30 protein-coding genes and 1 pseudogene are annotated in these 23,963 nt (G+C 67.6%); 18 read left to right on the top strand and 13 right to left on the bottom strand.

The annotated features are described in order from the left end of the window. Positions 1–58: 58 nt before the first annotated feature. Both ACTHL4_RS01120 and ACTHL4_RS01115 read right to left on the bottom strand, forming a co-directional pair. Positions 59–448, bottom strand: a complete 390-nt coding sequence (locus ACTHL4_RS01120) for a hypothetical protein (protein ID WP_440280885.1) — start codon at positions 446–448, stop codon at positions 59–61. 135 nt (positions 449–583) lie between these two features. Beyond that, on the bottom strand, positions 584–1,528 hold the full coding sequence (locus tag ACTHL4_RS01115; RefSeq protein WP_440280884.1) for a universal stress protein: 945 nt from the start codon (positions 1,526–1,528) through the stop codon (positions 584–586). Positions 1,529–1,663: 135 nt separating this feature from the next. Between ACTHL4_RS01115 and ACTHL4_RS01110 the strand changes: the two genes are divergently transcribed. Genes ACTHL4_RS01110 through ACTHL4_RS01100 form a run of 3 tightly spaced genes read left to right on the top strand, consistent with a single transcriptional unit; the run spans position 1,664 to position 4,593 of the window. After that, positions 1,664–3,421, top strand: a complete 1,758-nt coding sequence (locus tag ACTHL4_RS01110) for a GAF domain-containing protein (protein WP_440280883.1) — start codon at positions 1,664–1,666, stop codon at positions 3,419–3,421. Then, complete coding sequence (locus ACTHL4_RS01105) at positions 3,421–4,074, top strand: response regulator (protein ID WP_440280882.1); 654 nt, start codon at positions 3,421–3,423, stop codon at positions 4,072–4,074. The genes ACTHL4_RS01110 and ACTHL4_RS01105 overlap by 1 nt, the downstream gene beginning before the upstream one ends. Before the next feature lie 39 nt (positions 4,075–4,113). Beyond that, positions 4,114–4,593 carry a pyridoxamine 5'-phosphate oxidase family protein gene (locus tag ACTHL4_RS01100; protein WP_440280881.1) on the top strand — a complete coding sequence of 160 codons (480 nt, stop codon included), beginning with the start codon at positions 4,114–4,116 and terminating at the stop codon, positions 4,591–4,593. A gap of 10 nt (positions 4,594–4,603) precedes the next feature. On the opposite strand, the gene ACTHL4_RS01095 is transcribed toward ACTHL4_RS01100, so the two are convergent. From ACTHL4_RS01095 to ACTHL4_RS01075, 5 genes and pseudogenes are all read right to left on the bottom strand, one after another. After that, the gene (locus tag ACTHL4_RS01095; protein WP_440280880.1) at positions 4,604–4,744 is read right to left on the bottom strand and encodes an MBL fold metallo-hydrolase RNA specificity domain-containing protein; all 141 of its coding nucleotides are present in this window, start codon (positions 4,742–4,744) and stop codon (positions 4,604–4,606) included. A 185-nt stretch (positions 4,745–4,929) separates the two neighbouring features. Further along, positions 4,930–5,073, bottom strand: a pseudogene (locus ACTHL4_RS01090) (hypothetical protein); the annotation flags it as partial. Then, positions 5,066–5,227, bottom strand: coding sequence for a hypothetical protein (locus ACTHL4_RS01085; RefSeq protein WP_440280879.1), 162 nt, complete (start codon positions 5,225–5,227; stop codon positions 5,066–5,068). The pseudogene ACTHL4_RS01090 and the gene ACTHL4_RS01085, both read right to left, overlap by 8 nt. Before the next feature lie 227 nt (positions 5,228–5,454). Beyond that, positions 5,455–6,408, bottom strand: coding sequence for a universal stress protein (locus tag ACTHL4_RS01080; RefSeq protein WP_440280878.1), 954 nt, complete (start codon positions 6,406–6,408; stop codon positions 5,455–5,457). Further along, positions 6,405–7,325: a universal stress protein gene (locus ACTHL4_RS01075; RefSeq protein ID WP_440280877.1), complete on the bottom strand. Its 921-nt coding sequence runs from the start codon at positions 7,323–7,325 to the stop codon at positions 6,405–6,407. The genes ACTHL4_RS01080 and ACTHL4_RS01075 overlap by 4 nt, the downstream gene beginning before the upstream one ends. A 242-nt stretch (positions 7,326–7,567) precedes the next feature. Here ACTHL4_RS01075 and ACTHL4_RS01070 point away from each other — a divergent pair, with 242 nt between their 5' ends. The 9 genes from ACTHL4_RS01070 to ACTHL4_RS01030 all read left to right on the top strand — a co-directional run bounded on the left by ACTHL4_RS01070 (position 7,568) and on the right by ACTHL4_RS01030 (position 16,157). After that, positions 7,568–8,608 (top strand): zinc-binding dehydrogenase, encoded by a 1,041-nt coding sequence (locus ACTHL4_RS01070; RefSeq protein ID WP_440280876.1) that lies wholly within the window; start codon positions 7,568–7,570, stop codon positions 8,606–8,608. Between the two features lie 31 nt (positions 8,609–8,639). After that, entirely contained in the window at positions 8,640–9,599 is a 960-nt protein-coding gene (locus ACTHL4_RS01065) for an ABC transporter ATP-binding protein (protein WP_440280875.1), read from the top strand. Continuing rightward, complete coding sequence (locus tag ACTHL4_RS01060; protein ID WP_440280874.1) at positions 9,596–10,489, top strand: hypothetical protein; 894 nt, start codon at positions 9,596–9,598, stop codon at positions 10,487–10,489. Before ACTHL4_RS01065 ends, ACTHL4_RS01060 begins: the two co-directional genes overlap by 4 nt. Positions 10,490–11,167: 678 nt before the next feature. After that, positions 11,168–12,472, top strand: a complete 1,305-nt coding sequence (locus ACTHL4_RS01055) for an MFS transporter (RefSeq protein ID WP_440280873.1) — start codon at positions 11,168–11,170, stop codon at positions 12,470–12,472. 2 nt (positions 12,473–12,474) lie between these two features. Continuing rightward, on the top strand, positions 12,475–12,909 hold the full coding sequence (locus tag ACTHL4_RS01050; protein WP_440280872.1) for a pyridoxamine 5'-phosphate oxidase family protein: 435 nt from the start codon (positions 12,475–12,477) through the stop codon (positions 12,907–12,909). A 26-nt stretch (positions 12,910–12,935) separates the two neighbouring features. Next, positions 12,936–13,658 (top strand): ABC transporter ATP-binding protein, encoded by a 723-nt coding sequence (locus ACTHL4_RS01045; protein ID WP_440280871.1) that lies wholly within the window; start codon positions 12,936–12,938, stop codon positions 13,656–13,658. Further along, positions 13,655–14,389 (top strand): ABC transporter permease, encoded by a 735-nt coding sequence (locus ACTHL4_RS01040; protein ID WP_440280870.1) that lies wholly within the window; start codon positions 13,655–13,657, stop codon positions 14,387–14,389. The genes ACTHL4_RS01045 and ACTHL4_RS01040 overlap by 4 nt, the downstream gene beginning before the upstream one ends. 218 nt (positions 14,390–14,607) lie before the next feature. Further along, positions 14,608–15,207, top strand: coding sequence for a hypothetical protein (locus tag ACTHL4_RS01035; RefSeq protein ID WP_440280869.1), 600 nt, complete (start codon positions 14,608–14,610; stop codon positions 15,205–15,207). 269 nt (positions 15,208–15,476) lie between these two features. Further along, positions 15,477–16,157 (top strand): BON domain-containing protein, encoded by a 681-nt coding sequence (locus tag ACTHL4_RS01030; RefSeq protein WP_440280868.1) that lies wholly within the window; start codon positions 15,477–15,479, stop codon positions 16,155–16,157. Between the two features lie 173 nt (positions 16,158–16,330). Here the strand turns inward: ACTHL4_RS01030 and ACTHL4_RS01025 are convergent, their stop codons facing one another. Beyond that, on the bottom strand, positions 16,331–16,756 hold the full coding sequence (locus ACTHL4_RS01025; protein ID WP_440280867.1) for a hypothetical protein: 426 nt from the start codon (positions 16,754–16,756) through the stop codon (positions 16,331–16,333). Between ACTHL4_RS01025 and ACTHL4_RS01020 the strand changes: the two genes are divergently transcribed. Both ACTHL4_RS01020 and ACTHL4_RS01015 read left to right on the top strand, forming a co-directional pair. Then, positions 16,746–16,955, top strand: a complete 210-nt coding sequence (locus ACTHL4_RS01020; RefSeq protein WP_440280866.1) for a hypothetical protein — start codon at positions 16,746–16,748, stop codon at positions 16,953–16,955. The genes ACTHL4_RS01025 and ACTHL4_RS01020 overlap by 11 nt on opposite strands. Positions 16,956–17,231: 276 nt before the next feature. Continuing rightward, positions 17,232–17,645 (top strand): universal stress protein, encoded by a 414-nt coding sequence (locus tag ACTHL4_RS01015; protein ID WP_440280865.1) that lies wholly within the window; start codon positions 17,232–17,234, stop codon positions 17,643–17,645. Positions 17,646–17,666: 21 nt separating this feature from the next. Here ACTHL4_RS01015 and ACTHL4_RS01010 read toward each other — a convergent pair whose 3' ends face one another. Genes ACTHL4_RS01010 through ACTHL4_RS01000 form a run of 3 tightly spaced genes read right to left on the bottom strand, consistent with a single transcriptional unit; the run spans position 17,667 to position 18,744 of the window. After that, the gene (locus ACTHL4_RS01010; protein ID WP_440280864.1) at positions 17,667–18,116 is read right to left on the bottom strand and encodes a universal stress protein; all 450 of its coding nucleotides are present in this window, start codon (positions 18,114–18,116) and stop codon (positions 17,667–17,669) included. Between the two features lie 18 nt (positions 18,117–18,134). Beyond that, a complete protein-coding gene (locus tag ACTHL4_RS01005) occupies positions 18,135–18,362 on the bottom strand; it encodes a hypothetical protein (protein WP_440280863.1) in 228 nt (75 codons plus the stop codon). Positions 18,363–18,393: 31 nt separating this feature from the next. Beyond that, positions 18,394–18,744 carry a hypothetical protein gene (locus ACTHL4_RS01000; RefSeq protein WP_440280862.1) on the bottom strand — a complete coding sequence of 117 codons (351 nt, stop codon included), beginning with the start codon at positions 18,742–18,744 and terminating at the stop codon, positions 18,394–18,396. 99 nt (positions 18,745–18,843) lie between these two features. On the opposite strand from ACTHL4_RS01000, the gene ACTHL4_RS00995 reads away from it, so the two are divergent. The 4 genes from ACTHL4_RS00995 (at position 18,844) to ACTHL4_RS00980 (ending at position 21,700) form a co-directional block, all read left to right on the top strand. Further along, on the top strand, positions 18,844–19,794 hold the full coding sequence (locus tag ACTHL4_RS00995) for an FAD:protein FMN transferase (protein WP_440280861.1): 951 nt from the start codon (positions 18,844–18,846) through the stop codon (positions 19,792–19,794). Positions 19,795–19,861: 67 nt separating this feature from the next. Continuing rightward, a complete protein-coding gene (locus ACTHL4_RS00990; RefSeq protein ID WP_440280860.1) occupies positions 19,862–20,422 on the top strand; it encodes a ferric reductase-like transmembrane domain-containing protein in 561 nt (186 codons plus the stop codon). Then, positions 20,419–21,501, top strand: a complete 1,083-nt coding sequence (locus tag ACTHL4_RS00985) for an NADH-ubiquinone oxidoreductase-F iron-sulfur binding region domain-containing protein (RefSeq protein ID WP_440280859.1) — start codon at positions 20,419–20,421, stop codon at positions 21,499–21,501. The genes ACTHL4_RS00990 and ACTHL4_RS00985 overlap by 4 nt, the downstream gene beginning before the upstream one ends. Then, a complete protein-coding gene (locus tag ACTHL4_RS00980; protein ID WP_440280858.1) occupies positions 21,488–21,700 on the top strand; it encodes a ferredoxin in 213 nt (70 codons plus the stop codon). Before ACTHL4_RS00985 ends, ACTHL4_RS00980 begins: the two co-directional genes overlap by 14 nt. Before the next feature lie 19 nt (positions 21,701–21,719). Here the strand turns inward: ACTHL4_RS00980 and ACTHL4_RS00975 are convergent, their stop codons facing one another. Next, entirely contained in the window at positions 21,720–23,156 is a 1,437-nt protein-coding gene (locus ACTHL4_RS00975) for a sensor histidine kinase (RefSeq protein ID WP_440280857.1), read from the bottom strand. Continuing rightward, the gene (locus tag ACTHL4_RS00970) at positions 23,153–23,887 is read right to left on the bottom strand and encodes a response regulator transcription factor (RefSeq protein WP_440280856.1); all 735 of its coding nucleotides are present in this window, start codon (positions 23,885–23,887) and stop codon (positions 23,153–23,155) included. The genes ACTHL4_RS00975 and ACTHL4_RS00970 overlap by 4 nt, the downstream gene beginning before the upstream one ends. Positions 23,888–23,963: the final 76 nt, after the last annotated feature.

Genomic DNA, 23,963 nt, shown 5'->3' with positions numbered 1-23,963 from the left:
ACACGTGTGACGACTGTGACGCTGAACCGCAACACTGTAGGGCAGGTCGTCCGATGAGTCAGCCCATCGCGCCGGCACCTACCTCCCATCGAGCAGCGGACGACGTCAGGTCCGCGAGGCGGCCGACCGACTGAGCGCCGTGAGCCTCGTTGGCGCCGAGGATCACTGCGGCCAGTTGCTGCCCGAGCGTGTCACGGTCGGATCCCAGTGCTCGCAACGTGTTCTCGGTTCGTGTGTAACTCGTTTCACTCGCGCTGACGCTCCTGACCCCGGCCGTCGACGCCTTGAGCATGTGCATCGCGAAGGTGCCGGTCGGCGCGACCAATTGCTTGTATGCCGCCTCCGTTGACGTGAGCTGAGACCGGTGTGCACGGGCGGCCGAGAAGGTCGTTGTGCGCGCCGGTGCGGACGCCGTGCGCGAGGGCAGGTAGTCGAGTCGATCATCCACCCGCAGGAACCCCGATGGGGCGAGTTCGGCCCAAAATCTCTTCCCGCGTGCTGACGGGCCGGCAGCACCTCGCGGTGCTACCGACCCATCGGTCCCCCCATCAGTCGGCCCGTCGTGGCGGGCCTGGCTGCAAGGTCAGGCTGATCCGGCTGGTGTTCCGTGACGAGAGACGAAGGTCTCGTCATCGGTATGTCCACCACGCGGGGCAGTGGCTTGACTCACGTGAGCGACCACGGCGACCGGGCACACGGCCCGGCGGATCACCCGTTGACTGACTGCTCCGAGAACGAGGCCGGCGATTTCGCGGTGGCCTCGGGTACCCACCACGAGCAGCGACGCGTTGACGCTACGTTCGACGAGTGCGTCAGCCGTCGGCGCGCATTCGTCGTGAGCCGTGACCTGCACGTTCGGATACCGGCCGGACGGGCCGGCCAGCGCCTTCGCCAAGTGCGCTCGGTGCTGCTGGTGGGCTGCCTCCATGTTGCCACCAGGCATCGGGATGCCACTGGCGAAGTCGAACCGGTCGAGTTGCCAGCACAGCACGGCGATCAGTGGCACCTTACGGCGATCGGCTTCGGCGAAAGCGAACTCGAGCGCCGCGACCCCGTCGGGCCGAAGGTCGACACCGACGACGACCGGGCCGTTGGCCTGTTTGTCTGTGACCGGTGCACGGACGATCAGGACGGGGCAGTGGGCCGCGCCGGAGACCCGTGTCGTCACCGAGCCGAGGACGGCACCGCGAACCGCGCCGACTCCTCTGGTGCCCAGTACAACCTCGCTGGCGAACCTCGATGCGTCGACCAGCGCCGCGATCGGCGAGTCCGCCGGCTGCGACCAGGTGACTGCAAGTGAGGGGTTCCGGTCAGCCAGCATGCTGACGGCTTCATCGCTGATGTTGTCGATCGGCTCGACATCCGCCGTCGAGGAGTAGTGGGAGAACAGCGTCCCCTCGGCATGGAGGATGTGCAGGGGGTTGTCGGCCTGTTGTGCTCGGTCGGCGGCCCACCGAAGGGCATGCCAGCCCTGCGCAGATCCGTCGACGCCGACAACGACGGCGCCTTGTGGGACGTGGCCGGTCATGATTCCTCCTCGATCGAGTACTGGTCGTTGGGTACAACTTCAGGATGGACGAGCCTTCGCCTCGCTCGGAGGGCCAAAGGTCCCGATTCCGCCCGCTGGGTGTCGCCGACGAATCCGGCGAACTACCGTGTCGGTATGAGCCCAGAAGATGGTTCTGACAGTGGTCCGTCACTGGTCGCCCCGGCCGCACTCGAGCTGGATGATCTGATCGGAGAGCTTCGGGCGCGCGCGCAAGCGTCGAGCCGGTCACACGAGCGGTTGGCGCACCTGTTGGACGCGGTCGTCGCAGTGACCGCTGATCTCGAACTCAGTGACGTCCTGACGCGAATAGTGCGCGCCGCCTGTGAACTGGTGGACGCCAAGTACGGCGCTCTCGGTGTGCTGGACCGCGATCGCGAGCACCTGATCGAATTCTTCACCCTGGGTCTCACCCCGGAGGAGCGGACGGCGATCGGGGACCTGCCGCACGGCAAGGGTGTTCTCGGTCTGCTGATCCGCGAGCCTCGCCCGTTGCGGCTCACCGATCTGGCGAACCATCCGGCGAGCTACGGGTTTCCGCCCCATCACCCCGCCATGCATAGCTTCCTCGGCGCACCGGTCCGGATCCGGTCCGAGGTCTTCGGCAACATCTACCTCACCGAGAAGGCCGACGGCGGCGAGTTCACCGAGGACGACGAAGCCATCCTGGTCGCACTAGCGGCGGCCGCCGGCATCGCGATCGACAACGCGCGCCTGTACGAGCGGTCGCGTCGGCAGCGTGCGTGGGTCGGAACCAGCAGCGAGCTCAGCCAGCGGCTGCTGGAGGGATCCTCCGAACGTGACGCGATGCGCTTCCTCGTGGCGGAGGGGGTGGAGCACTCCTATGCGCGCAACGGCTTCGTCGCATTGCATGACGAACTCGGCAACCTGCACGTCGTCACCTGCGACGTCGAGGCGAACGGGGGCGCATGCGACACGGTGCTGCTCGCCCCCGGCTGGCGGAGCCTCGTGCAGAAGGGCGAGCCGGTGCTGCTGGGCGTTTCGGACACTCCGGCGTCGGAAGAGGAGCAAGATCTCCTCGCCGAGTTGGAATCCGTGCTCGGGGACGGGAATGGTGAGGTCGCTGTGTTGCCCGTCGTCGTCGGCACCGAGGATGTCGGCGTGCTCGTCGTTGTCTGGGACAAGGACAGTGCCTCCCTGGCGGCGGAGATGCTGGAGCTGCTGGGCGGACTCGCCGGACAGACCGGTCTGGCACTGACCGCGGCACGGGCCCAACGCGACAGGTCGCGGCTCGTTCTCCTGGAGGACCGCGACCGGATCGCGCGCGACATGCACGATCACGTCATCCAGCGGCTCTTCGCGACCGGGTTGTCCCTGCAGGCTGCAAGCCACTTGGCCACCCATCCGACGGTGCGCGCTCGGGTCGACGACGCGGTTGATGACCTCGATCGCGCGATCAAGGACATCCGGCACGCGATCTTCGAGTTGCACGACGTCGGATCGTCGACCGCCCGGCAGGCGGTGGAAACGTTGATCACGGATCTGACCGAGGCGTTGGGCTTCCGACCCGAGATCAGGATCGAGGGGCCGGTCGATCGCTTGCCGGCGGGTGTCGTCACTGATGTGTTGGCGGTGGTGCGGGAGGGGCTTTCGAACATCGCTCGGCATGCGCGCGCCGACAGCGCATCGGTGGACATCGTCTGCGATGAGGAATTGGTCGTGCGGGTGCGGGACAACGGCATCGGCCTGCCACCCGGCACCCGCCGAAGTGGCTTGGACAACCTCGACCGGCGCGCCCGAGCGCGCGACGGCGCGCTCACGGTCCAACCGAGCGGCACGGCCGGCACCGAGTTGGACTGGCGCATTCCTGTCGACAGCGCGTTAGCAACAGCGACGAGGGAGGGCATGCTCTGATGACGATTCGCATCTTCCTGCTGGACGACCACGAGGTGGTCCGCCGCGGCATACGTGACCTGCTGAACATCGAACCCGATTTCACCGTGGTGGGTGAAGCGGCGAGTGCCGGCCAGGCCCTTCGGGAGATCGTCATCTCTCAACCCGATGTCGCCCTGCTCGACGTTCGGCTGCCTGACGGCTCCGGAATCGACGTGTGCAGAGACGCTCGATCCGCCCTCCCCAGCATGAAGGCGCTCATGTTCACGTCATACAACGACGCGGGGGCGCTGCAGGCCGCGGTGCTCGCCGGTGCTGCCGGATACCTGCTCAAGGACATCAAAGGCCCGAGCCTGGCCGATGCGGTGCGCTCGGTTGCGGCGGGGCAGAATCTGCTTCGCGACGACGAGGTCCAGCGGCTGCGTCGTTCGTGGCAGGCACCCGACACGAACGATCAGCGGTTGCGGCTGCTGACCCCGCAGGAGCGCCGCATCCTGGACAACATCGCGCAGGGTATGACGAACAAGCAGATCGCGGAGACGCTGCACCTGGCCGAGAAGACGGTCAAGAACTACGTCACCGCCCTGCTCGCCAAACTCGGCATGGAACGGCGCACTCAGGCCGCTGTGTTCGCGGCCACTCACGCCGACGAGGCACGGCGGCGGGACCAATGACCCTGGACCGGCAGCCCTGTAGAGAGCAGCGTCGATGGCATGAACTACAAGAACACTGACTCAAAGATCACTGACACAAGTACGGTCGAGTTGCCGGCATCCGAGTGCTGGGCGCTCGTGCGCTCCGTCCCGGTCGGTCGGCTCGCGGTCCTTGTCGACGGCCGTCCCGACATCTTTCCGGTGAACCACGTCGTCGATCACGGCACGGTCGTGGTGCGAACCGGCACGGGCACCAAACTGGCCGCCGCCGACCGGCAGCCGGTTGCGTTCGAGGTCGACGGGTATGACGTCGAGGCAGCGCAGGCATGGAGCGCCGTCATCAAGGGTGTCGCGCGGACCGTCGACCGCATGCACGAGGTGGTCGACGCACTTCAGCTCCCGATCTTCCCTTGGCAGGGCGGTCCGAAGCCGTGTTTCCTGCGGATCGAGCCGGAGTCGATCACCGGGCGGCGGATCACGGTGCAGGGCGGGGTCGGCTCGAGCGCACGCAGCGCCGGCGAGGGCCCGAAGCCGGTGTGACCGGAGCCGGTCAGCTGTCGAGGCGGACGGTCTCTCCTAGGCGCGGCACCACCACACACCATCCGGTCTGCTTACAGATCCGTTGGGCCAGCGCCCGTCGCGATGCGTCTTCGCCGTGCACCAGGTAGGCGAATTCGGGCGGAGTAGGCATCTCCTGGACCCAGGACAGGAGCTCGTGCGCATCGGCGTGTACGGAGATCCCTCGGCTGCAACGATCTGCGCCCAAACCGGGACGTAACGGCCGTACAACCTCAGCTCGGTTGCGCCGTCGCCGAGCAGTCGGCCCGGTGTCCCGCACGCCTGGTATCCGGTGAGGACCACCGCGTTGTCGGCATGCGGAAGCACGCTCTGCAGGTGGTGCACGACGCGACCGCCGGCTGCCATACCGGAGGCCGACACGATGATCGAAGGTTGGGGTGGCGTGTTGAGGGCGATGGACTCTTCAGCGCTCCGCGCCAGGCGCAGATCGAGATCACCCACGCTGCCAGCGCCATCGGGCTGTCGACATACACGGCACCTTCGCGGTCGAACCGGGGCGGGTGAGGTCGTCCAGCGTTCGCAGCACGATCTCGGTCCGGTCCAGCGCGAAGGGCGGGATCAGGATCGACCCGCCTCGCCGGATCGTGTCACGCACCGTCTGGGCGAGTATGTCGTGCGCCGGTGCAACCGGGTGGGTGCGTGCGGTCCCCGTAGGTAGACTCCAGGACCACGGCAGCGGCTTCCAATTGTGTTGTCGCTGCTGCCGATCCCCCGATACATGCCGCAGTCGACCAGCACTTCGCGACCTCGCGGCGGAGCAGGAACCCGCTCCCGGTGACGCCGCCCGCGGCGCCCTCGAAGGTCAGGATGACTGGTGTCGTATTACCCGTCATCACGGTCGCCTTCGGCGTCCACGGTCTCCGACCCGGACCCGGCCCCGGGGAGTCGCACAGTGCCGCTGCGGGCGACCAGCACCGGGCACGCGGCACGCCGCAGGAGACCCTGACCGACGGAGCCCAACACGAAGCTCGCAGCCTCGTGACGGCCGTGCGAACCCAGCACCAGCAACGATGCCTCCGCGCTGTGCGCGACCATCAACTCGGTGGGATCGCCCTGCGGGAAGCGGACTTTCACCGCTATCCGGGGGTGACGCTGCTGTTCGGCGGCAACCAGGCGCTCGACATCGGCGTGTTCCAGGAACCCGTAGTCGGTCGCGTGCACAGCCACCAGGGCTCGCTGGAACAACTCCGCCTCCTGGAACGCCGCGTGCAGCGTCTCGCGGTCGTTCCTGCCGCCGTCCAGACCGACGACTACAGGTCCTGACCGCTTACCGCCGGGTGCGGTCCGCACCACGACGACCGGGCAGCGCGCGTCGGCGATCAGCCCGACAGCGGTCGACCCCGTCACGACTTGCCGAAGCGGTCCGTGTGCGCGAGTGCCCACGACGATCAGCGTGGCGAAACGGGACGCCCAGGTCAGTGCGGGCAACGGCGAGCCGTACGGCTGACTCCACGTCACGGCGAGTCCGGCGCAGCTGTCGGCGAGGGCCCGCAGGGCCTGCGTGACACAAGCCGTCGGCTTCTCCTCGAACTGACTCAACCCGGGCGCATCGGGCCATAGCGGGGGCTGGACCATGTGCATCAGATGCAGGGGGAGTCCGCGGGTCACGGCCTCGGCGGCGGCCCACTCGAGAGCGGCCGCGCTGTGCGGCGAGTGGTCCAGGCCCACCACGATCGCGTGGGTCGGGACCGCCGCTTGGTTGTGGTCTTCCATCCGTTGCGCCACTGGACGCGACGGATCCGTGCCCGCGGTGCCGGCGTTCTCGACCGTGCTCATGAGTGCGCGCTCGCTGCCTTCGCGTCCGGGGCGACGGCAATCGCCGTTCGGCCCCCGCGGATGACGAGGACCGGGCAGTTGGCGGACCGGACGGCGCTCTGGCTGACGGACCCGAGGACGGCACCGCTGATTCCGCCGTGGCCCCGCGATCCGACGACGAGCAGGGCCGCACCGGTGCTGTAGTGGTTCAGGACTTCAGCGGCGCCGCCATGCACGGCGTGAGTGCTGACCTCGACCCCCGGGTGGCTTCGCGCCAGGGCCGCGACTGTCCGCCGCAGGAGCGCGGCTTGGTGTTCCTGGACCTCTTCGATCGGAAGGCCTTGCAGTTCAAGGCCGTCCACGATCGTGGAGGCGTCCACTTGCCAACTGTGCACGACGACCAGGTCGACGTGTCGGCTCGCGGCTTGTTCGAACCCGGCCTCGAGTACCTCTGTGAGGGACTTGCCGTAATCCACACCGACGACCACGGGCGCATCAGGGCGTGGGATCGGGGTGTCCGCTCGCAAGACGGTCACCGGGCATCGGGTCTGCGCGAAGAGGTGGGTCTTCACCGACCCGAGCAGCGCGTCCCTCACAGCCCCGCGCCCGTGCGAACCGACGGCGACCACCCGGGCGGCCCGGGCGCCGGCCGCGAGCCGAACGGCCGGGTCCCCGGCGGGCTGTGACCAGCTCACCTCCAGGTCGGGGTGCCAGTCGCTGATCATCACCAGGGCGTCGCGGACGACGCGCCGCATCGGCTGACGCGTCGTGTCGGAGATCGAATAGACCCAGGCCTCGTCGTTCACCACGTGCATCAGGTGCAACGGCCAGCGACGCCGGCGAGCTTCGGTGGCGGCCCAGCTGAGCGCTCGTGCGCTCTCCGCAGACTCGTCCAACCCGACCAGAACCGCCCCGAGGGGGACAGTGGTGGCGTTCATGGGAAAACCCCTTCCGTTGTGCTGTCTCCGCTCAAGCGTCGACCGAGCCCCTCCCGCCGACCAGGGACGAACGTCCTTCCGTCAGCGGAAGACGGGCCATTGGTCCCTGGGCGCCACCTCTCGCCGAGCGTGTACTCGTCGGTGACGGGTCCGTGTCGGGTCCGTGCGAGGGGCTCTTCATGACCATCAGCAGCGAATCAGCAACAACACCAGGACGATCGGTGTCGTCACCAGGTGGCGACATGATGCACGCCGTCGTGTACCACGGCGCGGGCCGGATGTCCTGGGACGAAGTGCCACGGCCGGTGATCGAGGCCAGCACCGACGTCGTCGTCCGGGTAGACGCCGTCACTGTCTGCGGAACAGACCTGCACATCCTGCGCGGCGACGTGCCGGAGGTGACACCCGGCCGGATCCTCGGTCACGAAGCGGTGGGAACTGTGGTCGCTGCGGGTTCCGGCACCGCCGGCGGCATCGGGGACCGAGTGCTGGTTTCCTGCATCTCCGCGTGTGGCAGCTGCAGCTATTGCAGGCGAGAGCGCTACGGGTTGTGTCAGGGCGGCGGAGGCTGGATCCTCGGGCACACGATCGACGGCACTCAGGCAGAGTTCGTACGGCTCCCGTTCGCCGATCGCTCGACGTACCTCCTCCCGCCGGAAGTCACGGACGAGGAAGCCCTGATGCTCGCCGACATCGGACCCACTGGTTACGAAGTCGGTGTCCGTAACGGTCGTGTCGAGCCCGGCGACACGGTTGTCGTGGTCGGGGCCGGCCCGATAGGCCTGTCCGTCATACAGAGCGCACGGCTGTTCAGTCCGTCCCGGATCATCGCTGTCGACCGGGCAACTGCACGGCTGGACGCCGCTCGACGATTCGGTGCCGACATCGTGGTCGACAACTCCCACGAGGACCCCCTCGCGGTCGTCCGTGGGCTGACCGACGGATTCGGTGCGGACGTCGCGATCGAAGCGGTCGGAACCAACGAGACCTTCGAGCTGTGCGCGCAGCTGATCCGGCCTGCCGGACGGGTCGCCAACGTCGGCGTCCACGGCGGCCCGGCGACCCTGCACCTCGAGCAGCTGTGGCCGCGCGACATCACGATCACGACCGGGCTGGTCGACACGTACTCGACTCCGACACTCCTGCGACTGCTGCAGCAACGGCTGCTGGACACCGGCCGGTTCGTGACCCACCACTTCGCGCTGCACGAATTCATGGAGGCGTATGACGTCTTCGCCCGAGCCGCCGATACCGACGCGCTCAAGGTCGTTCTCAGCCGCTGAGCCGGCACGACATCATTCTCAGGAGGAACTCATGCCAGTCGTCACCGCACGGGCCACCGCCACCGACGTGACCACCTCCGACGCGATCACCATCCGCGGATTACGTAAGAGGTATGGCGACGCCACGGCACTCGCTGCGCTCGACCTGCGAGTGGCGGCAGGGGAGGTGCACGGACTGATCGGACCGAACGGTGCCGGGAAGTCCACCGCCATCCGCATCCTGCTCGGTTTGCTGCGTGCCGATTCCGGCAGCGCCCGTGTCCTCGGGCTCGACCCGTGGACGCAGGCGACGTCGTTGCATCGGCACTTGGCCTACGTGCCCAGCGAGGTCGCCCTGTGGCCGAACCTGACCGGTGGTGAAGCGATCGACCTCCTCGGCTCGTTGCGAGGGGGCGTGGCGAGTGCACGACGTGACCAGCTGATCGAACGCTTCGAGCTGGACCCGACACGCAAAGGGCACACCTACTCGACCGGGAACCGACAGAAGGTGGCCCTCGTGGCCGCGTTGGCCGCCGACGTCCGCCTGCTGTTGCTGGACGAGCCGACGCGTGGCCTGGACCCGCTGATGACGCGGGTCTTCCAGCAGGTCCTCGCTGAGCGCAAGCAGGCCGGCCAGACCGTGTTGCTGTCCAGTCACATCCTCAGCGATGTGGACGAGGTTGCCGACTCCGTGTCCATGCTGCGCGCCGGGGTGGCCGTCAGCAGCGGCAGTCTGCAGCACCTGCGGAGCCTGGCCAGGACCAAGGTGCGCATGGACTTGCGCACCGCTCCGACGCAGAGTGAGCTCACCGTTCTCGAGGGGCTGCAGAACATCGCACTCTCCGACCTGCCCGGCCCGGGTCCGGCGCACCACCGACTGACCTTCACTGCCGTCCCCGGGAAGGTGGGTCCACTTGTCACCGCGTTGAACGGGTACGGCATCACCGCGATGGTGTGCTCGCCTCCCTCGCTGGAGGAGCTGTTCCTGGAGCAGTTCCGGACGACATCATGAACCGCCTCGCCGGGACCCCTACATTGCTGAAGGTCGCGCTACGCAGGGACCGGGCGATGATCACCATCACGCTGCTGTTGGTCGCCTTCCTGGTCACCGCCTCAGACCGCGCCACGCGCAATCTCTATCCGCCAGGCACGGCTGTCCCGGCCGGGCTGCTCGCCACGATGCGCAACTCGGCGTTCGTGGCCGTCTACGGCCAGTTGCCGCATGCGGCATCCATCGACGCCATCGGTGTCTCCAAGGCGTTGGTGCCGGCCGGGATCGCCGTCGCGATCCTGGCCCAGGTGATCGTGCGCCGGCACACGCGAGCCGACGAAGAATCCGGGTTGGCCGAGCTGATCGGCGGGCAAGTCGTCGGCCGGCACGCTGCGCTGAGCGCTGCGCTCGTGCTCGCGACGGGAACGGTTCTCGCCGGCACCGCACTGTCTGCGATCGGGCTGTGCCTCGTCGGCGCGCCGGTGAGCGGTGCCGTGGACTTCGGCTTGTGCCTGACGGTCGTGGGATTGACGGGCGCCGGGATCGCAGCAGTCAGCGTGCAGATGGCGGCCAGCACCTGCGGCACCGGGCAGCTCGGTCTCGGTGCGCTCGGCATCCTTTACCTGGTTCGCATGATCGGTGACACGACCGATCCAGGGCTGAGTTGGCTCAGCTCGATCGGATGGGCGGAGAAGTCGGCACCGTTTGCGCAGAACAACTATTGGATCGTCGTGCCCGGCCTGATCGTCTTCGCGCTCCTGGTGCAGGCGGCCTACCTCCTTCTGGACCGCAGAGACCTCGGCGCCGGCCTCGTGCCACCGCGTCGGGGGCGGGCGAGCGGACGGATCCGGGGAGCTCCCGGCCTGACGTGGCGGCTGTTGCGCGGCACGGTCGCCGGGTGGCTGGTGTGATTCGGTCTGCTCGGGCTCGTCGTGGGCAGCCTGAGCAGCACTCTGACGGAGTCGGCAGACTCCGCGGTGCAGAACATGCTCCGTACGCTCGGTGGCGGGCATGGCTCCTTCATCAACCTCTATCTGGCGACCGAGATCTCGGTCTGTGCGCTGATCGCGACGGCAGCCGGCATCGCCGTCACCGGCCACCTCGCCGCGGAGGAACGCGCTCGACGGCTGGATCAGCTGCTCGCCACCCCGCTGAGCCGCCGGCGGCTGCGTAGTTCGGTGGTCTTCTCTCTCTGCCGGCGTGGGCGCGCACGTGGTCACCCTTCGACCATCTCGCCACCTTCCCGGCGAGCCACCTCGATGTCGCGACGATCTCTGCGACGACGATCGTCGCCGTGCTCTTGACCACGGCAGGCAGCTACTTGTTCACGCGGCGCCAGATCGACTGAGAAGCAACGCATTTCGCACATTTCTGGGTTCCGGGACTTTGGTCCATGTCGGACGGATTGCGCACCGGCGACAGTGGATAGGTTCGAACAACCGTGTCGGACCATCACTTTCGCACTGTGGCCCAAGGAGCTCACCATGTTCACGTCCACCACCTCGGCAAAGCCTTCGCGGCGGCACAGAAGGGAGGGCTGCGAAGCCGCCGAACCGGTGAGCCGGGCCGCGTGGTTCCAACTTGTCCTCGTGACAGTCGGATTCGCGATCAACTTCTGGGCGTGGGCGCTGATCAGCCCGCTCGGACCGCTCTTCAGTCCTGACAGGAACAAGCTCGCTCCGGCGGCCTACGACAAGGCCCTGCACTGGTTGCCGTTCAGCGACCACCACCCGCTCACCGCCGGACAGGCGAGTCTGCTGGTCGCCGTTCCGGTGGTCGTCGGGTCGATCGGCCGGATCCCGGTCGGTGCGCTCACCGACAAGTACGGCGGCCGCGTGATGTTCCCGCTGGTTTCCGCGGCCACCATCGCACCGGTTCTGGTGCTCGGCTTCTGGGCGCAGACCTCGTATGTGGCGATGCTGGTCGCCGGCGTGTTCCTCGGCATCGGCGGCACGTCGTTCGCGGTGGGTGTGCCCTTCGTCAACGGCTGGTTCCCTCCGGCGAAGCGCGGTATGGCGCTCGGTGTCTTCGGCGTCGGCATGGGTGGCACAGCGATCAGCGCATTCACGACGGTGAGCCTCTTCAAGACACACGGCGGGGCGACACCGTTCGTCGTCGTCGCCGTCGCGCTGGCGCTCTATGCCGTCACCGCCCGCCTGCTCCGGCGCGACGCGCCGGGGCGCGTCATCCCGAAGACACCGCTGGTCAAACGGCTCGTCGGCACCGCGAAACTTCCGGTCACCTGGCAGGCCGGGCTGCTGTACACGGTCGGCTTCGGCGGCTATGTGGCGTTCTCGGTCTTCCTGCCGCTCTACCTGAAGAACACCTACACGCTCACGGCGGCGGATGCAGCGACCAGGATGGCCGGGTTCGTCGTCGTCGCGGTGATCATGCGGCCAGTCGGTGGCACGCTGGCTGACCGGCTCGGCTCCGTCCCCGTTCTCGCGAGCTGCTTCGCACTCGTGGCTGGGTGCGCGGCCATCGCGGCCGGGGAACCTCCGCTGCAGGGTTACGGGACTCCCGTGTTCCTGGCCCTGGCCGCGGCGCTGGGTGCCGCGTCGGGGGCGACGTTCGCGTTCATCGCCCAGGTAACTGACCAGGCCCGGGTCGGCGGAGTCACCGGACTCGTCGGTGCAGCCGGTGGCCTGGGCGGTTTCGTGCCGCCGTTGGTGATGGCGTACATCTACAGCACCACGCGCTCGTACTCCGTCGGAATGTGGTTGCTCGCCGTCTGCTCGATCGGAACTCTCGTGCTGGCACTGACGGTTGTCCGTCGTACCGTGCACGGGACTGCGGCACTGGACGGTGGCGGCGTCGTACCGCATCGTCCGCTGGCACGACACCCCGGGACCAAAGACCCTGTCGACCAAGGCAGTTCAGAAGCGATTCTGTGACCATGCAGACATCGACACACTCACGCACCCAGCAACTGACCACCGAGCAGTGCATTGACCTGCTCACGAAGGCCCCGGTGGGCCGGCTCGGCGTGGTCGTCGCCGGACGTCCGGAGATCTACCCGGTCAACCACTCCGTCCACGAGGGCGACATCCTCTTCCGGACGGGCTCGGGCACCAAGCTGGACGCCGCAGTCGGCGAGCACGTCTGCTTCGAGGCCGACGGCTTCGACGCCGAGACCGAGACAGCATGGAGTGTGGTCGTGACCGGTGTCGCGACCGAGGTTGCTCGACTGCATGAGGTCCTGGACCTGTTGCGACTGCCGGTCTTCCCCTGGGAGCCGGGTGCGAAGCCTCACTTGGTGCGGATCCACCCGGAGACGCTCACCGGCCGTAGTTTCGGCGCCGTCGACCTGTTGCGTACCTTCGCGACCTGACGGCCTCGGGGGTGGACACTCGGTTTGTGAAGACGCAACCCGCGATCCGCGCACGGCATCTCGACGTGTCGCTGCACAGCCACCCGGTCTTGCACGACCTCACGTTCGACGTGCCCGCGGGTGCGGTGGTGGGCCTCATGGGTCCCTCCGGGTGCGGCAAGACGACGCTGATGCGCTCGATCGTCGGCGTACAACGCGTGGCGTCAGGCGAACTCACCGTTCTCGGGCAGCAGCCCGGGTCTGCCGCTCTGCAACATCAAGTCGGATACGTCACTCAGGCGGTGAGCGTCTACCGCGAGTTGACTGTGTCGCAGAACGCGACGTATTTCGCGGCACTGCAAGGGCATTCGCGGGAGAGCGCCGACCGGGCTGTCGCAGCTGTGGGGCTCGCCGACCTGGCCGGGCATCGGGTGGATCGGCTGTCCGGCGGGCAGGCGAGCCGCGCGTCACTTGCTTGTGCGCTCGTCGGTGCGCCGGCGCTGCTGGTGCTCGACGAGCCGACGGTTGGTCTCGACCCCGTCACCCGCGAGGAGATCTGGCGTCAGCTGCAGTCGATGGCTGCGCAGGGCGCGACGTTGCTCGTCTCGAGTCATGTGATGGACGAAGCCGCGCGGTGCGACAGCGTGCTGCTGTTGCGCGACGGCCGGTTGCTCGCCCAGCTGTCTCCTGCCGAACTGCTCGACCGAACCGCCGCGTCGTCATACGACGAGGCGTTCCTGCGGCTCATCCGCTCCGGGGAAACAACGTGAACGCGCGGATCCTCGGCGCCACCATTCGCCGCATCCTGCAGCAGCTGCGTGCCGACCCACGCACTGTGGCGCTGATCGTCGTGGTGCCGGCTCTGCTGTTGACGCTGCTCTATTTCGTGTATGGCGGCGGCACCGTGTTCAATCGAATCGCACTGACAATGCTCGGCATCCTTCCGATGTTGGTGATGTTCCTGGTCACCTCGGTGGCGATGCTGCGCGAACGGACCTCCGGCACGCTGGAGCGCCTGTTGACAACCCCGCTACACCGTGCGGATCTCCTGGCTGGATATGGCATCTCGTTCACCCTGGCCGCCACCGTCCAGTCCGTCGTGCTGGTGGCCGTGAGTGTGTGGGGACTCGCCGTGACCACGGCCGGCCCGATCGTCTGGGTGCTGCTGGTCGCCGCGGTCTCCGCGGCGGTCGGGGTGGCCACCGGCTTGTTGGCCAGCGCCTTCGCACGCACGGAGTTCCAGGCCGTCCAGTTCATGCCGCTGGTGATCGGTCCCCAGATCTACCTGTGCGGTCTGCTCGTTCCGCACAACTCGATGCCGCGCGGCCTGCAGGTGTTCGCCGACATACTGCCGATGACGTATGCCGTCCGTGCGCTCGACGCCATCGGCGATCAGACGTCACCTACCGGGGATGTGCTGCGGAACGTCGCGGTGCTCACGGTGTTCGCGCTGGCGGCCCTCGCGCTCGGTGCTGTCTCGATGCCCCGTCGTACTCGCTGAATGACGACGACGCTTGCCGAGAAGTTACCGATCTCTCTCATCAGGAGCGCACACACGTTGCCCCGGCCATGGACCTTGGTCGCTGTTTCTCAGGAGAGATTGATCTGGCGAAGGTCATTGTGCTTTGGGGACTTTCGTCCTCACGTGGGAGCCCGTGGCAGTTGGAACATAGTAGTGGGACCAACGAGGTCCCTCCGTTCAAACTCAAGGAGAAGGCCATGCGTTCCACACTCGACAGACTCGTCTCATGGATGGGACTCGGGCTCGCTGTCGTCCTGCTCGTCGCCGGTGGGATGCTCACATGGGCCCACAACTTCATCGGCAACGAGGTGCACCAGCAACTCTCGTCGCAGGCGATCACGATGCCCGGCGGCCCTGCGCTCACCACGCAGGACATGAAGGACAACCTCGGCAAGTACGCCGGTCAGACGATGACCACAGGTCCGCAGGCCAAGGCTTACGCCAACCACTTCATCCTCGCCCACATGAACGAGGCGGCGAAGGGGCAGACGTACGCCCAGGTGAGCGCGGCGCAGATGGCTGCTGCGAAGGCCAACCCGAACTCTGCGCAGACCCAGCAGCTCACCGAGCTCAAGACCACCCTCTTCCAGGGCGACACCCTCCGTGGCCTGCTGCTCTACGGTTACGCATTCGCAACCATCGGCACGATCGCCGGGTATGCCGCGATCGCGGCCTTCGCCGGTGCGGCACTGATGCTGGCGCTCGCGGCGTTCGGTCTGCGGCACGCGGCACTCGCCCGGCGGGAGTCGGTCGTCGCAACGCGCGTCTCGGGGAAGGCCGTCCCGCACACCGTGTAGTACCGATCGGGTTGTAGTACATATCGAACCCGCCACGAGACCTGATGGTCTCGGGGCGGGGTCTCTGTGCACATGCTGTATTTCATTGGGCCGCCAGGAGGTTCGCGAGCACACGCCTACCGGCTCTCCGCCAGTTCTCGTTTCCCAGCGGGATCCGAAGTCACCTAGGGTGCGCTACTGAAGCCTCCGGCTGCTGGTCGATCTTGTCCCGCCGGGGCCCGGGACCTTCGGCCCTGACCGCCAGATCGTGCCCGGCACAGCCTGGAGACATGACACAGACACACGCACAAACAGAGCAAACCACCGACCATCAGCTGAAGACCGTTGTCACGGAAGAACTTTCGTGGGCCTCCAATGTCAACGCCGACCACGTCGGCGTGTCGGTGAACGGGGGTGCGATCACCCTGTCGGGGGAGGTGAGCACTTACCCCGAGAAGACAGCCGCAGTCGCTGCGGCTCTGCGGGTCGCGGGCGTGACCTCCGTCGCCGACGAGATCGTGGTCCGATCCCGCCGCACCGACCGCGACGACACCGGGATCGCCACGCACGCCCGACAGGCACTCCAAAGCAGTTCCTCTGTGCCGCACACCGTGCAGGCCGTCGTCCATGACCACCAGGTCACGCTCACGGGTTCAGTTCCGTGGAACTACCAACGCAAGATCGCCGGCCGGCTGATGGAGAACCTGCCAGGTGTCTACTCAGTGCAGAACGACATCAAGATCGTCCCGCAACTTCCTTTCGCCACAGACACGGCGAAGAAGAACAACCGAGCGGCCCTGGTTCGCAGCGCCCAGGTCGAAGCCGACCACATCCACGTCAATACGAACGGCACCGAGATCGAGTTGACCGGAACCGCTCGGACGTGGGCTGAACGCAGCCAGGCCGCTCACATTGCGTGGAACACGCCCGGTGTCACGAAGGTGCACAACAACCTTCACATCGCTCCGTGAACCGCTGACCCGCCACGGGCCGGTCGCTTCTTCTCGTCCTCGAGCGCGGCCGGCCCGCGGCGCAATGTCAGGACCGGGCCGAATGCAGTTTCATGTCTCCAGACCACACCTTGACCGGTGCTCCTGCGTCGAAGGTCCCGGACAGTCCGGGCGGTAACCGCGACGCTTGAGGCTCAGCGTCGCGTCAGGAGTTTGCCGAGTTCGGCGTCCCATGCACGCAATCGACGTCGGTCGAGCTGCCACCGTAGAAGTCGGTGTGCTCCGTAGGCGGCGAGGCAGACGTCCACCGCGGCATTGATGATGAGCATGCTCGTGTCGAGCGCACGTGAGCCGCGGGGCCGCGCAGCCGTAACACGGTCGCCAGACGCTGTCGCCCATATACGGATCTTGGAACCCCGGCGGGGTGCGGCGACAACTCTCACCGACTCGCGTCGGACAAAACCCGTGCTGGTGATCCAATGCACCTGAACGGCATACATCCGGTGGAAGTCGACCGCGGGGGAGGACCCGACAACAACCGGCGCCTCCGCCACGTGTTCCATCACGGCGGTCGTGGGCGCCATGGTTGGTAACTGCCAACTGTCGACGATGGCCGGCACGACGGCGATGCTGACGACGGGAATGGTCAGCAGCGCGGCGACGAACTATGCCCATGCTGAGATCTGCTGCAGCCGGTCACTCTTCCGGCACAGTGGGTTGCGGCGCAACGGCACACCTCCGGTGCGACGGCGCAACCACCACGTATGGATCACGGTCTTCTTCATGACGACCTGCGGCGAGCACGACGTGACACCGTGACTCGTCGGGACCGTGACGCGTCTGGCTCAGGGAGTGACGCGAATGTTTTTGTGCACATTCGTCACCCCTGGGGTTTTCCAGGCAACGTCGGCGGCTTGTTGCGCTCGGCGGTCTTCGCCGCAAACGGCAGCTGCGGGACGACCACGCCGCCATGATGCTGGTCCCGGCCGTGCTGTGTTATACGCCGCCGAGAGAGCGGGGACGTTCGTCCCTACGACTGCGGCGCAGGGCAGACCAGAGTGATCACTGGAAACCAGCCATGAGAGGAAACCAGCAATGAGTGACAAGAAGCGCGTCGTCGTCGGAGTCGACGGATCGGCGGACGGAGACAAGGCGGTGCTCTGGGCGGCCGATTACGCCGAGCAGATCGGCGCGGATCTCGTCCTGGTGACCGCGTGGCAGTGGCCGTCGTCGTATGGCGCTCCCGTCGTCTGGCCGGACTTCAGACCCGGCGAGGAGGCACGAACCGTCCTCCAGAAGGTCAAGGCGAACGTCCCGCAAGGGCACGCCGTGGTCGAGGCCGTGGTGTACGAGGGCCGGGCCGGAAGGGTGCTGGTCGAGGCGGCGAAGCACGCGGCGGCGCTGGTCGTCGGTAGCCAGGGCCACGGTGCCGTGGCGGAGGCGTTGCTCGGGTCAGTGAGTGCTTACTGCGTCCGGCACGCGCACTGCCCGGTCGTCGTAGTCAGGTGACGGCGGGAGGACGGCGGAGGTCTACCGCTCAGCGAGCTGGGTGTGTCGTCCGCCGTCCGCCGGCATCGGCAGTACGACCACTGGACAAGCCGCCATTCGTGAGCAGTACTCGCTCGTCGATCCGAGCGCCGCGTGGCGGACCGAGCCGACGCCGTGGCTGCCGATGACGAGCAGGCTCGCATGCTCGGACCGGGTCACGAGGACCTCCTCCGGGTTGCCCGTCTCGATCTCCTCACAGACCAGGGGGCTGTCGGCCAGGCCGGCGCAGGCCTGCTGGACGACGCGCGCCTGGAGTTCCTCCGCGGCGTGACGAGTGCCGACGCCGTTCGAACCGGTCCGCCATACAGTGACGGCTTCGATGGCGCAGTCGCGCAGAGCGGCCTCGTCGATGGCCCAGCGCATCGCCCTGAGCGAGCCCGCTGACCCATCGACACCGACGACGATGACGCGGCTGTGGTGCTCGGTCGGCATGTCCGTCTCCCTTCCTGTTCAGCGCCGGAGCGCGGACTGTTCCTTGAGGAACTCGTCCAGGTCGATCTGTCCCCGTGCGAGACGCAGTCGCAACTCACGCTCTGCCTCGGAGAAAGGTTCCTGCGAGCGGTCCCGGTAGGTCATCTGGATCAGCATGACTGTGCACACGAGGAGCGCGACACCGACCACGATCCCGCAAATCGCCATCCACGTGCCGGCGCCGTGAACGCCGTCTGCCCAACTCATCATTACGAACCTCCCGCTGAACGGTTTGTGATCAGTCTGGGCCTCGGATGCCGATCGCCACAGGGTCGAAGGTCCTGACGTGCCCATAGCCGTTCCTGAGGGGGTTGAGAAGTTTCGCCCCGAGGATTGAACGAAGCTCCGGAAAGGAATCCACCATGATCGCCGCTCTTCGCAATGCACGTCGGGTCAGCCGTGCTTCGCTGGGTCTGGGCGCCATCGCCGCACTCGCACTCACCGCACATCTCGCGGTCGACGCGCCCGCGAGTTCGGCGTCGACGAAACCCTCGACGACCCGGTCGATACCGGTCACACCGACGCCGACGGGGACATCGACGTCCTCACGGACTTCGTCGGACGATTCGTCCTCATCGTCAGCCCGCACGTCCCAGTCGGCATCTTCGCCGGCCCGTACGTTCAGCCCGGCCCCTTCGGTGAGCGCGCCCTCGTCGACTCAGGCAACGCACGCTCAGTCGCATTCGTCATGACCGGATCCGTCGAGTTCCGCGCGCTCGGTGTCGACTGCCGGATTGTGGCGACCGACAAGAGCACACTGACTGCCGCCCGGGATCTCGCGATCGGCTGGTTGGACCAGCTCGATGCCACGGCGTCGCGGTTTCGCGCGGACTCCGAGGTGATGCAGTTGGCAGCGATGCCGTCCGCAGACCGGACGATCACCGCTCCCGCCAGTCCGCTCCTGCGGTCGCTGATCCAGGACGCGTTGTGGGCGGTAGAGGTGACGGACGGCTTGGTCGACCCGACGCTCGGCCGCGCCATGGAGGCCAACAGGTATGACGCCGACTTCGACGTCATACGCTCTCGGCAAGAGGGTGAAAGTGGTTCCACAGCAAGGGAATCCACGCCCCCGGTGAGCACGTTGCTGGACCTGAGCCTCGACCCGGCGGCGGGCACCGTCACCTTCGCGACCGGCACGTTGATCGATCTGGGGGCGACGGGCAAGGCGACGGCTGCGGATCGGATCGCCGCAGACCTCGCGGCAGAGGAACCCGGTGGCTTCCTGGTCGATCTGGGCGGTGACCTCGCGGTCGCCGGTGAACCACCCACTGGCGGCTGGGTGATCTCCACCGATAACAGTGCGGGTGCCGAGAATGCGCGCATCACGATCACCGGACACGGTGTCGCAACCTCCGGCACCGATCGACGCCGTTGGCAGGTGGGCGGATCCACGCGGCACCATCTGCTCGACCCGGCGACCGGCCGACCGGTGCCGCGCACCTGGTGGCGGGTGAGTTGCGTCGCCGTGTCCGCACTCGAGGCGAACACCGCGACGACGGCCGCCGTAGTGCTCGGCGATGCGGCGGTCGCCTGGCTGACCAGCCGGGGCATCCCTGCCCGCCTGGTGTCCGAGCAGGGTCAGGTGCGCTTCACCCCCGGCTGGCCCCGCGTCTTTCTGAGCGAGCGGGCGTCCGCATGAGCGAGCGAAGCGAGCGACCCGACAGGCACAGGGCGAATGGGGACTCCCGACGAAGGAGGGCGTCCGCATGAGCTTGCTTTGGTATCTGTCGCGGGCGACGGGCGTGATCAGCATCGTGATGATGACGACGGTCATGGTGCTCGGCCTGTTGCTCTCCGGCGCTCGTCGCAGTGCCGGCACCCGTACGACGATCGTGCAGGCCGTTCACCGCAGCCTGGCACTCGGCATGCTGGCCTTCCTCGTGCTGCACATCGCGACCGCGATCATCGACACCTACGTGCACATCGGTGTCGTCGCCGCGGTGCTGCCGTTCACGTCGTCATACCGCCGATTCGCCGTCGGGCTCGGTGCGCTCGGTTCCGATGTGCTGATCGCCGTCGTCGTGACGTCCTTGCTGCGGCGCCGGCTCAGTGAGCGCGTCTGGCGCCTGGTGCACCGGGCCAGCTTCGTGATGTGGCCGCTGACGCTGTGGCACGGCATCTCGATGAGCACCGGGAACGAGCCGTTGCTCCGCTTCATCACGATCGGCTGCGGCGTCATCGGCACGGCCGCGGTGCTGTGGCGGCTGGTCGGGACCCATCACGACAGCGCCCGCCGGCGCGAAGTCCTACGGCAGGAGTGGACATGAACCTGATCGACTTGCTCGAAGAGGCCGGGTTGACCGGCCGTGGCGGTGCGATGTTCCCGACCAGCGTCAAGCTGCGGGCCGCCTTCGACGCACGCGCCGACCTGATCGTCAACGCTTGTGACGGAGAAGTCGGCACGCACAAGGATGCGATGGTCGTCGCGGAGCATCTGCGCGAGCTCGAGCACGGAGCCGGGCTCGTTGCCCGGAAGGTCCACTGGGCGGCCCACCGCGGCAGCGACACCGAGGACCGTCTCCTGGACGCCGGCCTGCCCGTCCTGTCGCTGCCGGCACGGTATGTCGCCTCGGAGGAGTCGGCGTTGGTCAACCTGCTGCACGGAGGGCTGGCTCGCCCCGTCATGCGACGCGCGCCGATCGCGCGTGGTGCAAGGGACTCGCGGGGCCGCCGCCTGCCTCCGACGTTGGTGCTGAACGCCGAGACCGTATGGCGGATCGGTCAGATCGAGCGGTACGGGCCGGGCTGGTTCCGCAGTGTGGGAACGCCGGACGAGCCGGGCCCGCGACTAGTCACCATCGGCGGCAGTGTCGAACGGCCCGGTGTGTATGAGACCGCCGCGGGTGTTCCGCTGCGTGAATTGCTCACAGCGGCAGGCGCTTTCGCCGTCGGTGCGGTTGGCCTCGGCGGTCTCGGCGGCGGCTGGCTCAGCGCCGGTGACGCATGGTCGGAGACGTGGTCGGACGCCGCGCTGGCCGCGCACGGATTGCGCACGGGTACCGGTGCGATCAGTGTCCTCGAGCACTCGGCGTGCCCGCTGCTGCACGTGGCGCAGTTGGCACGTTTTGCCGCGGGGGAGTCCGCCGGGCAGTGCGGCCCGTGCATGTTCGGCGTGCCCGCGGTGGCCGCGCAGGTCGCTCGACTTGCCGACGGCGTGCTGCCTTCCGCCGAGTTCGCGCAGCTGCAGCAACGACTCCAGCTGTTGTCGGGCCGCGGTGCGTGCCGGTACCCGGATGGCGTCGCCGGATTCCTCTCGTCAGCGCTGCGTACCTTCCGGGCCGACGTGAGCGCGCACCTCGCCGGAGCCTGCATCGTGATGAAGGAGCGGGCCGGTGCGGCCGGCTAGGCGGCGGCCGGTCGAGGTCGTCGTCGACCGGGTCGCCTGCACCGCGCACGGTGTCTGCGCGGTCATGTCGGACGGGGCGGTCGAGCTCGACGAGTTCGGCTACCCGATTCCCTCCCGGCTGACCCTGACCCCCGACGAGGCGCGTGTGCTGGTGGAGGCGTGCCCCGCCCGCGCGCTGCTGCTGGGTCGCAACGCCTGACGTCATACGGCGCCTGACGTCATACGGCGTTCGCGGGCAGTGTCACCGTGACGGTGGTGTCACCCGGCACACTCGCAATGTCGAGACCTCCGTCGTGTGATCGGGCGACGGCGTGCACGATTGCCAGCCCCAGCCCCGTGCTGTCCGGACTGTCCTGCCGGTGTCGCGACCGCGCGAAACGAAGATGCGCCAGGTCGAGGAGTTCGGGCGGGAATCCGGGGCCGGTGTCGTGGACCCGGAGCGAGACCTGACCGCCGTCCTCCTGCAGGGCACAACGGGCGGCGGTGCCCTCAGGCGTGTGCAGCCGCACGTTCGTGATCAGGTTGCTGACCAGCCGCCGCAACTGCTCCTCCTCACCGCGCACGATGACCGGGCGCTCCGGCACGTCCATGGACCAGTGGTGGCTCGGGGCAGCGACCCGCGCATCGTCCACGGCCTCGAGCACGAGCCTGGTCAGATCGACGTCCTGCGGGTGCGCGGCGCGCGCCTGATCCAGCCGCGCGAGGAGCAGGAGGTCGTTGACGATGCTGCTCATCCGACCTGTCTCGTCGCCGATGCGGCGCAACGACCGATGGACCTCCGGGGGCAGGGCGACCGACGACATGTACTCCCGCAACAACTCGGCGTGGCTGCGTGCGACGGCGAGCGGCGTACGTAACTCGTGGCTGGCGTCGGCGGCGAAGTCGCGCAGTCGCCGCTCGCTCTCGTCGCGCTGCTGCAGCGCCAGGTCCACGTGCCCCAGCATCGCGTTCATCGCCCTACCGACCTGTGCGACCTCCGTCGGTTCGAGCATTTCCTCGGCCCGCACGGGGATGCGGCTCTGACCGGACTCCAACGGCAACTCGGTGACTCGTCTGGCGACCGTGGCCAGGTGCTGCAACGGTCGCATCGACCGGCGGACCGCGAACGCTCCCACAGCTGCGACAAGCACGACCGCCGCGGCGAGCGCCGCGACCTCGAGGACGATCAGCTCCCGGATCGTGTGGTTGACCCGTTCCTGCGGCACCCCGGTCACCAGTTCGGCACCATTTCGGGTGTGAAGGGTGAGCACGCGGTAGTCGCCCAGCGTCGGTAGATGGGCCGTCGCCGGATGGTCGGTGCCGGCCACGTGTTGGACCGCGGTGCGATCGGCGCGCGTCGGCAGATGATCACCGTCCAGGTCCGCTGCCACGACGAGGTCGGTCATCACGCCATGCGAGATGTGCCCGGTGATCGTGCCGGGTGGCAGTCCCGCGTTGTTGTCGCTGAGATTGTCGGAGTCGCGGTCATTGCTGCCGGGCGCCTTGAGGGTGACGTTGCGCGCCGCGGCCTGGTGCAGTTCACTGTCCAACTGGCTCATCAGGAATGCTCGTATGCCGATCGTCCCGGCGAGGCCTGCGACAGCGCCGCCGAGCAGCACCAGGCCGGCGAGGAGCAGCGCCAGTCGCGAGGTCAGGGTCTTCGGGACGATCCTCATGTCAGCGGCGGCCGCATGACGTATCCGGCTCCGCGCACGGTGTGGATCAGGGGCTCCATGCCGTCGAGGTCGACTTTCTTGCGCAGGTAGCTGACGTAGAGCTCGACCACGTGCAGCGTGCCGTCGAAGTCGGCGCCCCAGACCTTCCGCAGCAGTTCCTCCTTGGACAGCACGCGGCGCTGGTGTGCCGCGAAGTATCGCAAGAGGGTGAACTCCGTGGCCGTGAGCTGCAGCGAGCGCCCCGCGCGGCGTGCTTCGTGGGCCTCGACGTCGACGACCAGGTCGGCGACCTGCAGCTGCGATCCCCGGCGTTGGCGCAGCAGGCCGACTCGGCGCATCAACCCACGAGAACGGGCCAGCACCTCGGACAGGTCGAAGGGTTTGGTGATGTAGTCGTCCCCACCGATGTCGATGCCGTGGACCCGGTCCTCCGGAGTGTCGCGCGCTGTCAGGAACAGCGCCGCGACCTGCGGGTTGCGTGCCCGCAAGGTGCCGAGCAGTTCGAACCCGTCACCGTCCGGCAGCATCACGTCCAACACCACGAGGTCCGGGGCCGACAGTCGGAAGACCTCGGTCGCCTGCGCCACAGTGCCCACGCTCTCGGCCTGCCAGCCACGGAATCCGAAGGCGGCGACCAGTGCCTCCGCCAGGCCTGTCTCGTCCTCCACCACGAGAACCCGCAACGGGCGGCCGTCCGGTGCCAGCGGTGGGGGATCATCGGCAACAGCCATGACGTCACGATATCTGCGGAATGTATGCCGAAACCCTGGTTCCAGCCGTCATGACGGAATGGTGATGCAAACGTCA

It is taken from the genome of Flexivirga sp., from assembly GCF_051955415.1.
Taxonomy (GTDB): Bacteria; Actinomycetota; Actinomycetes; order Actinomycetales; family Dermatophilaceae; genus Flexivirga.
This window is presented reverse-complemented; position numbering and strand designations above follow the sequence as displayed.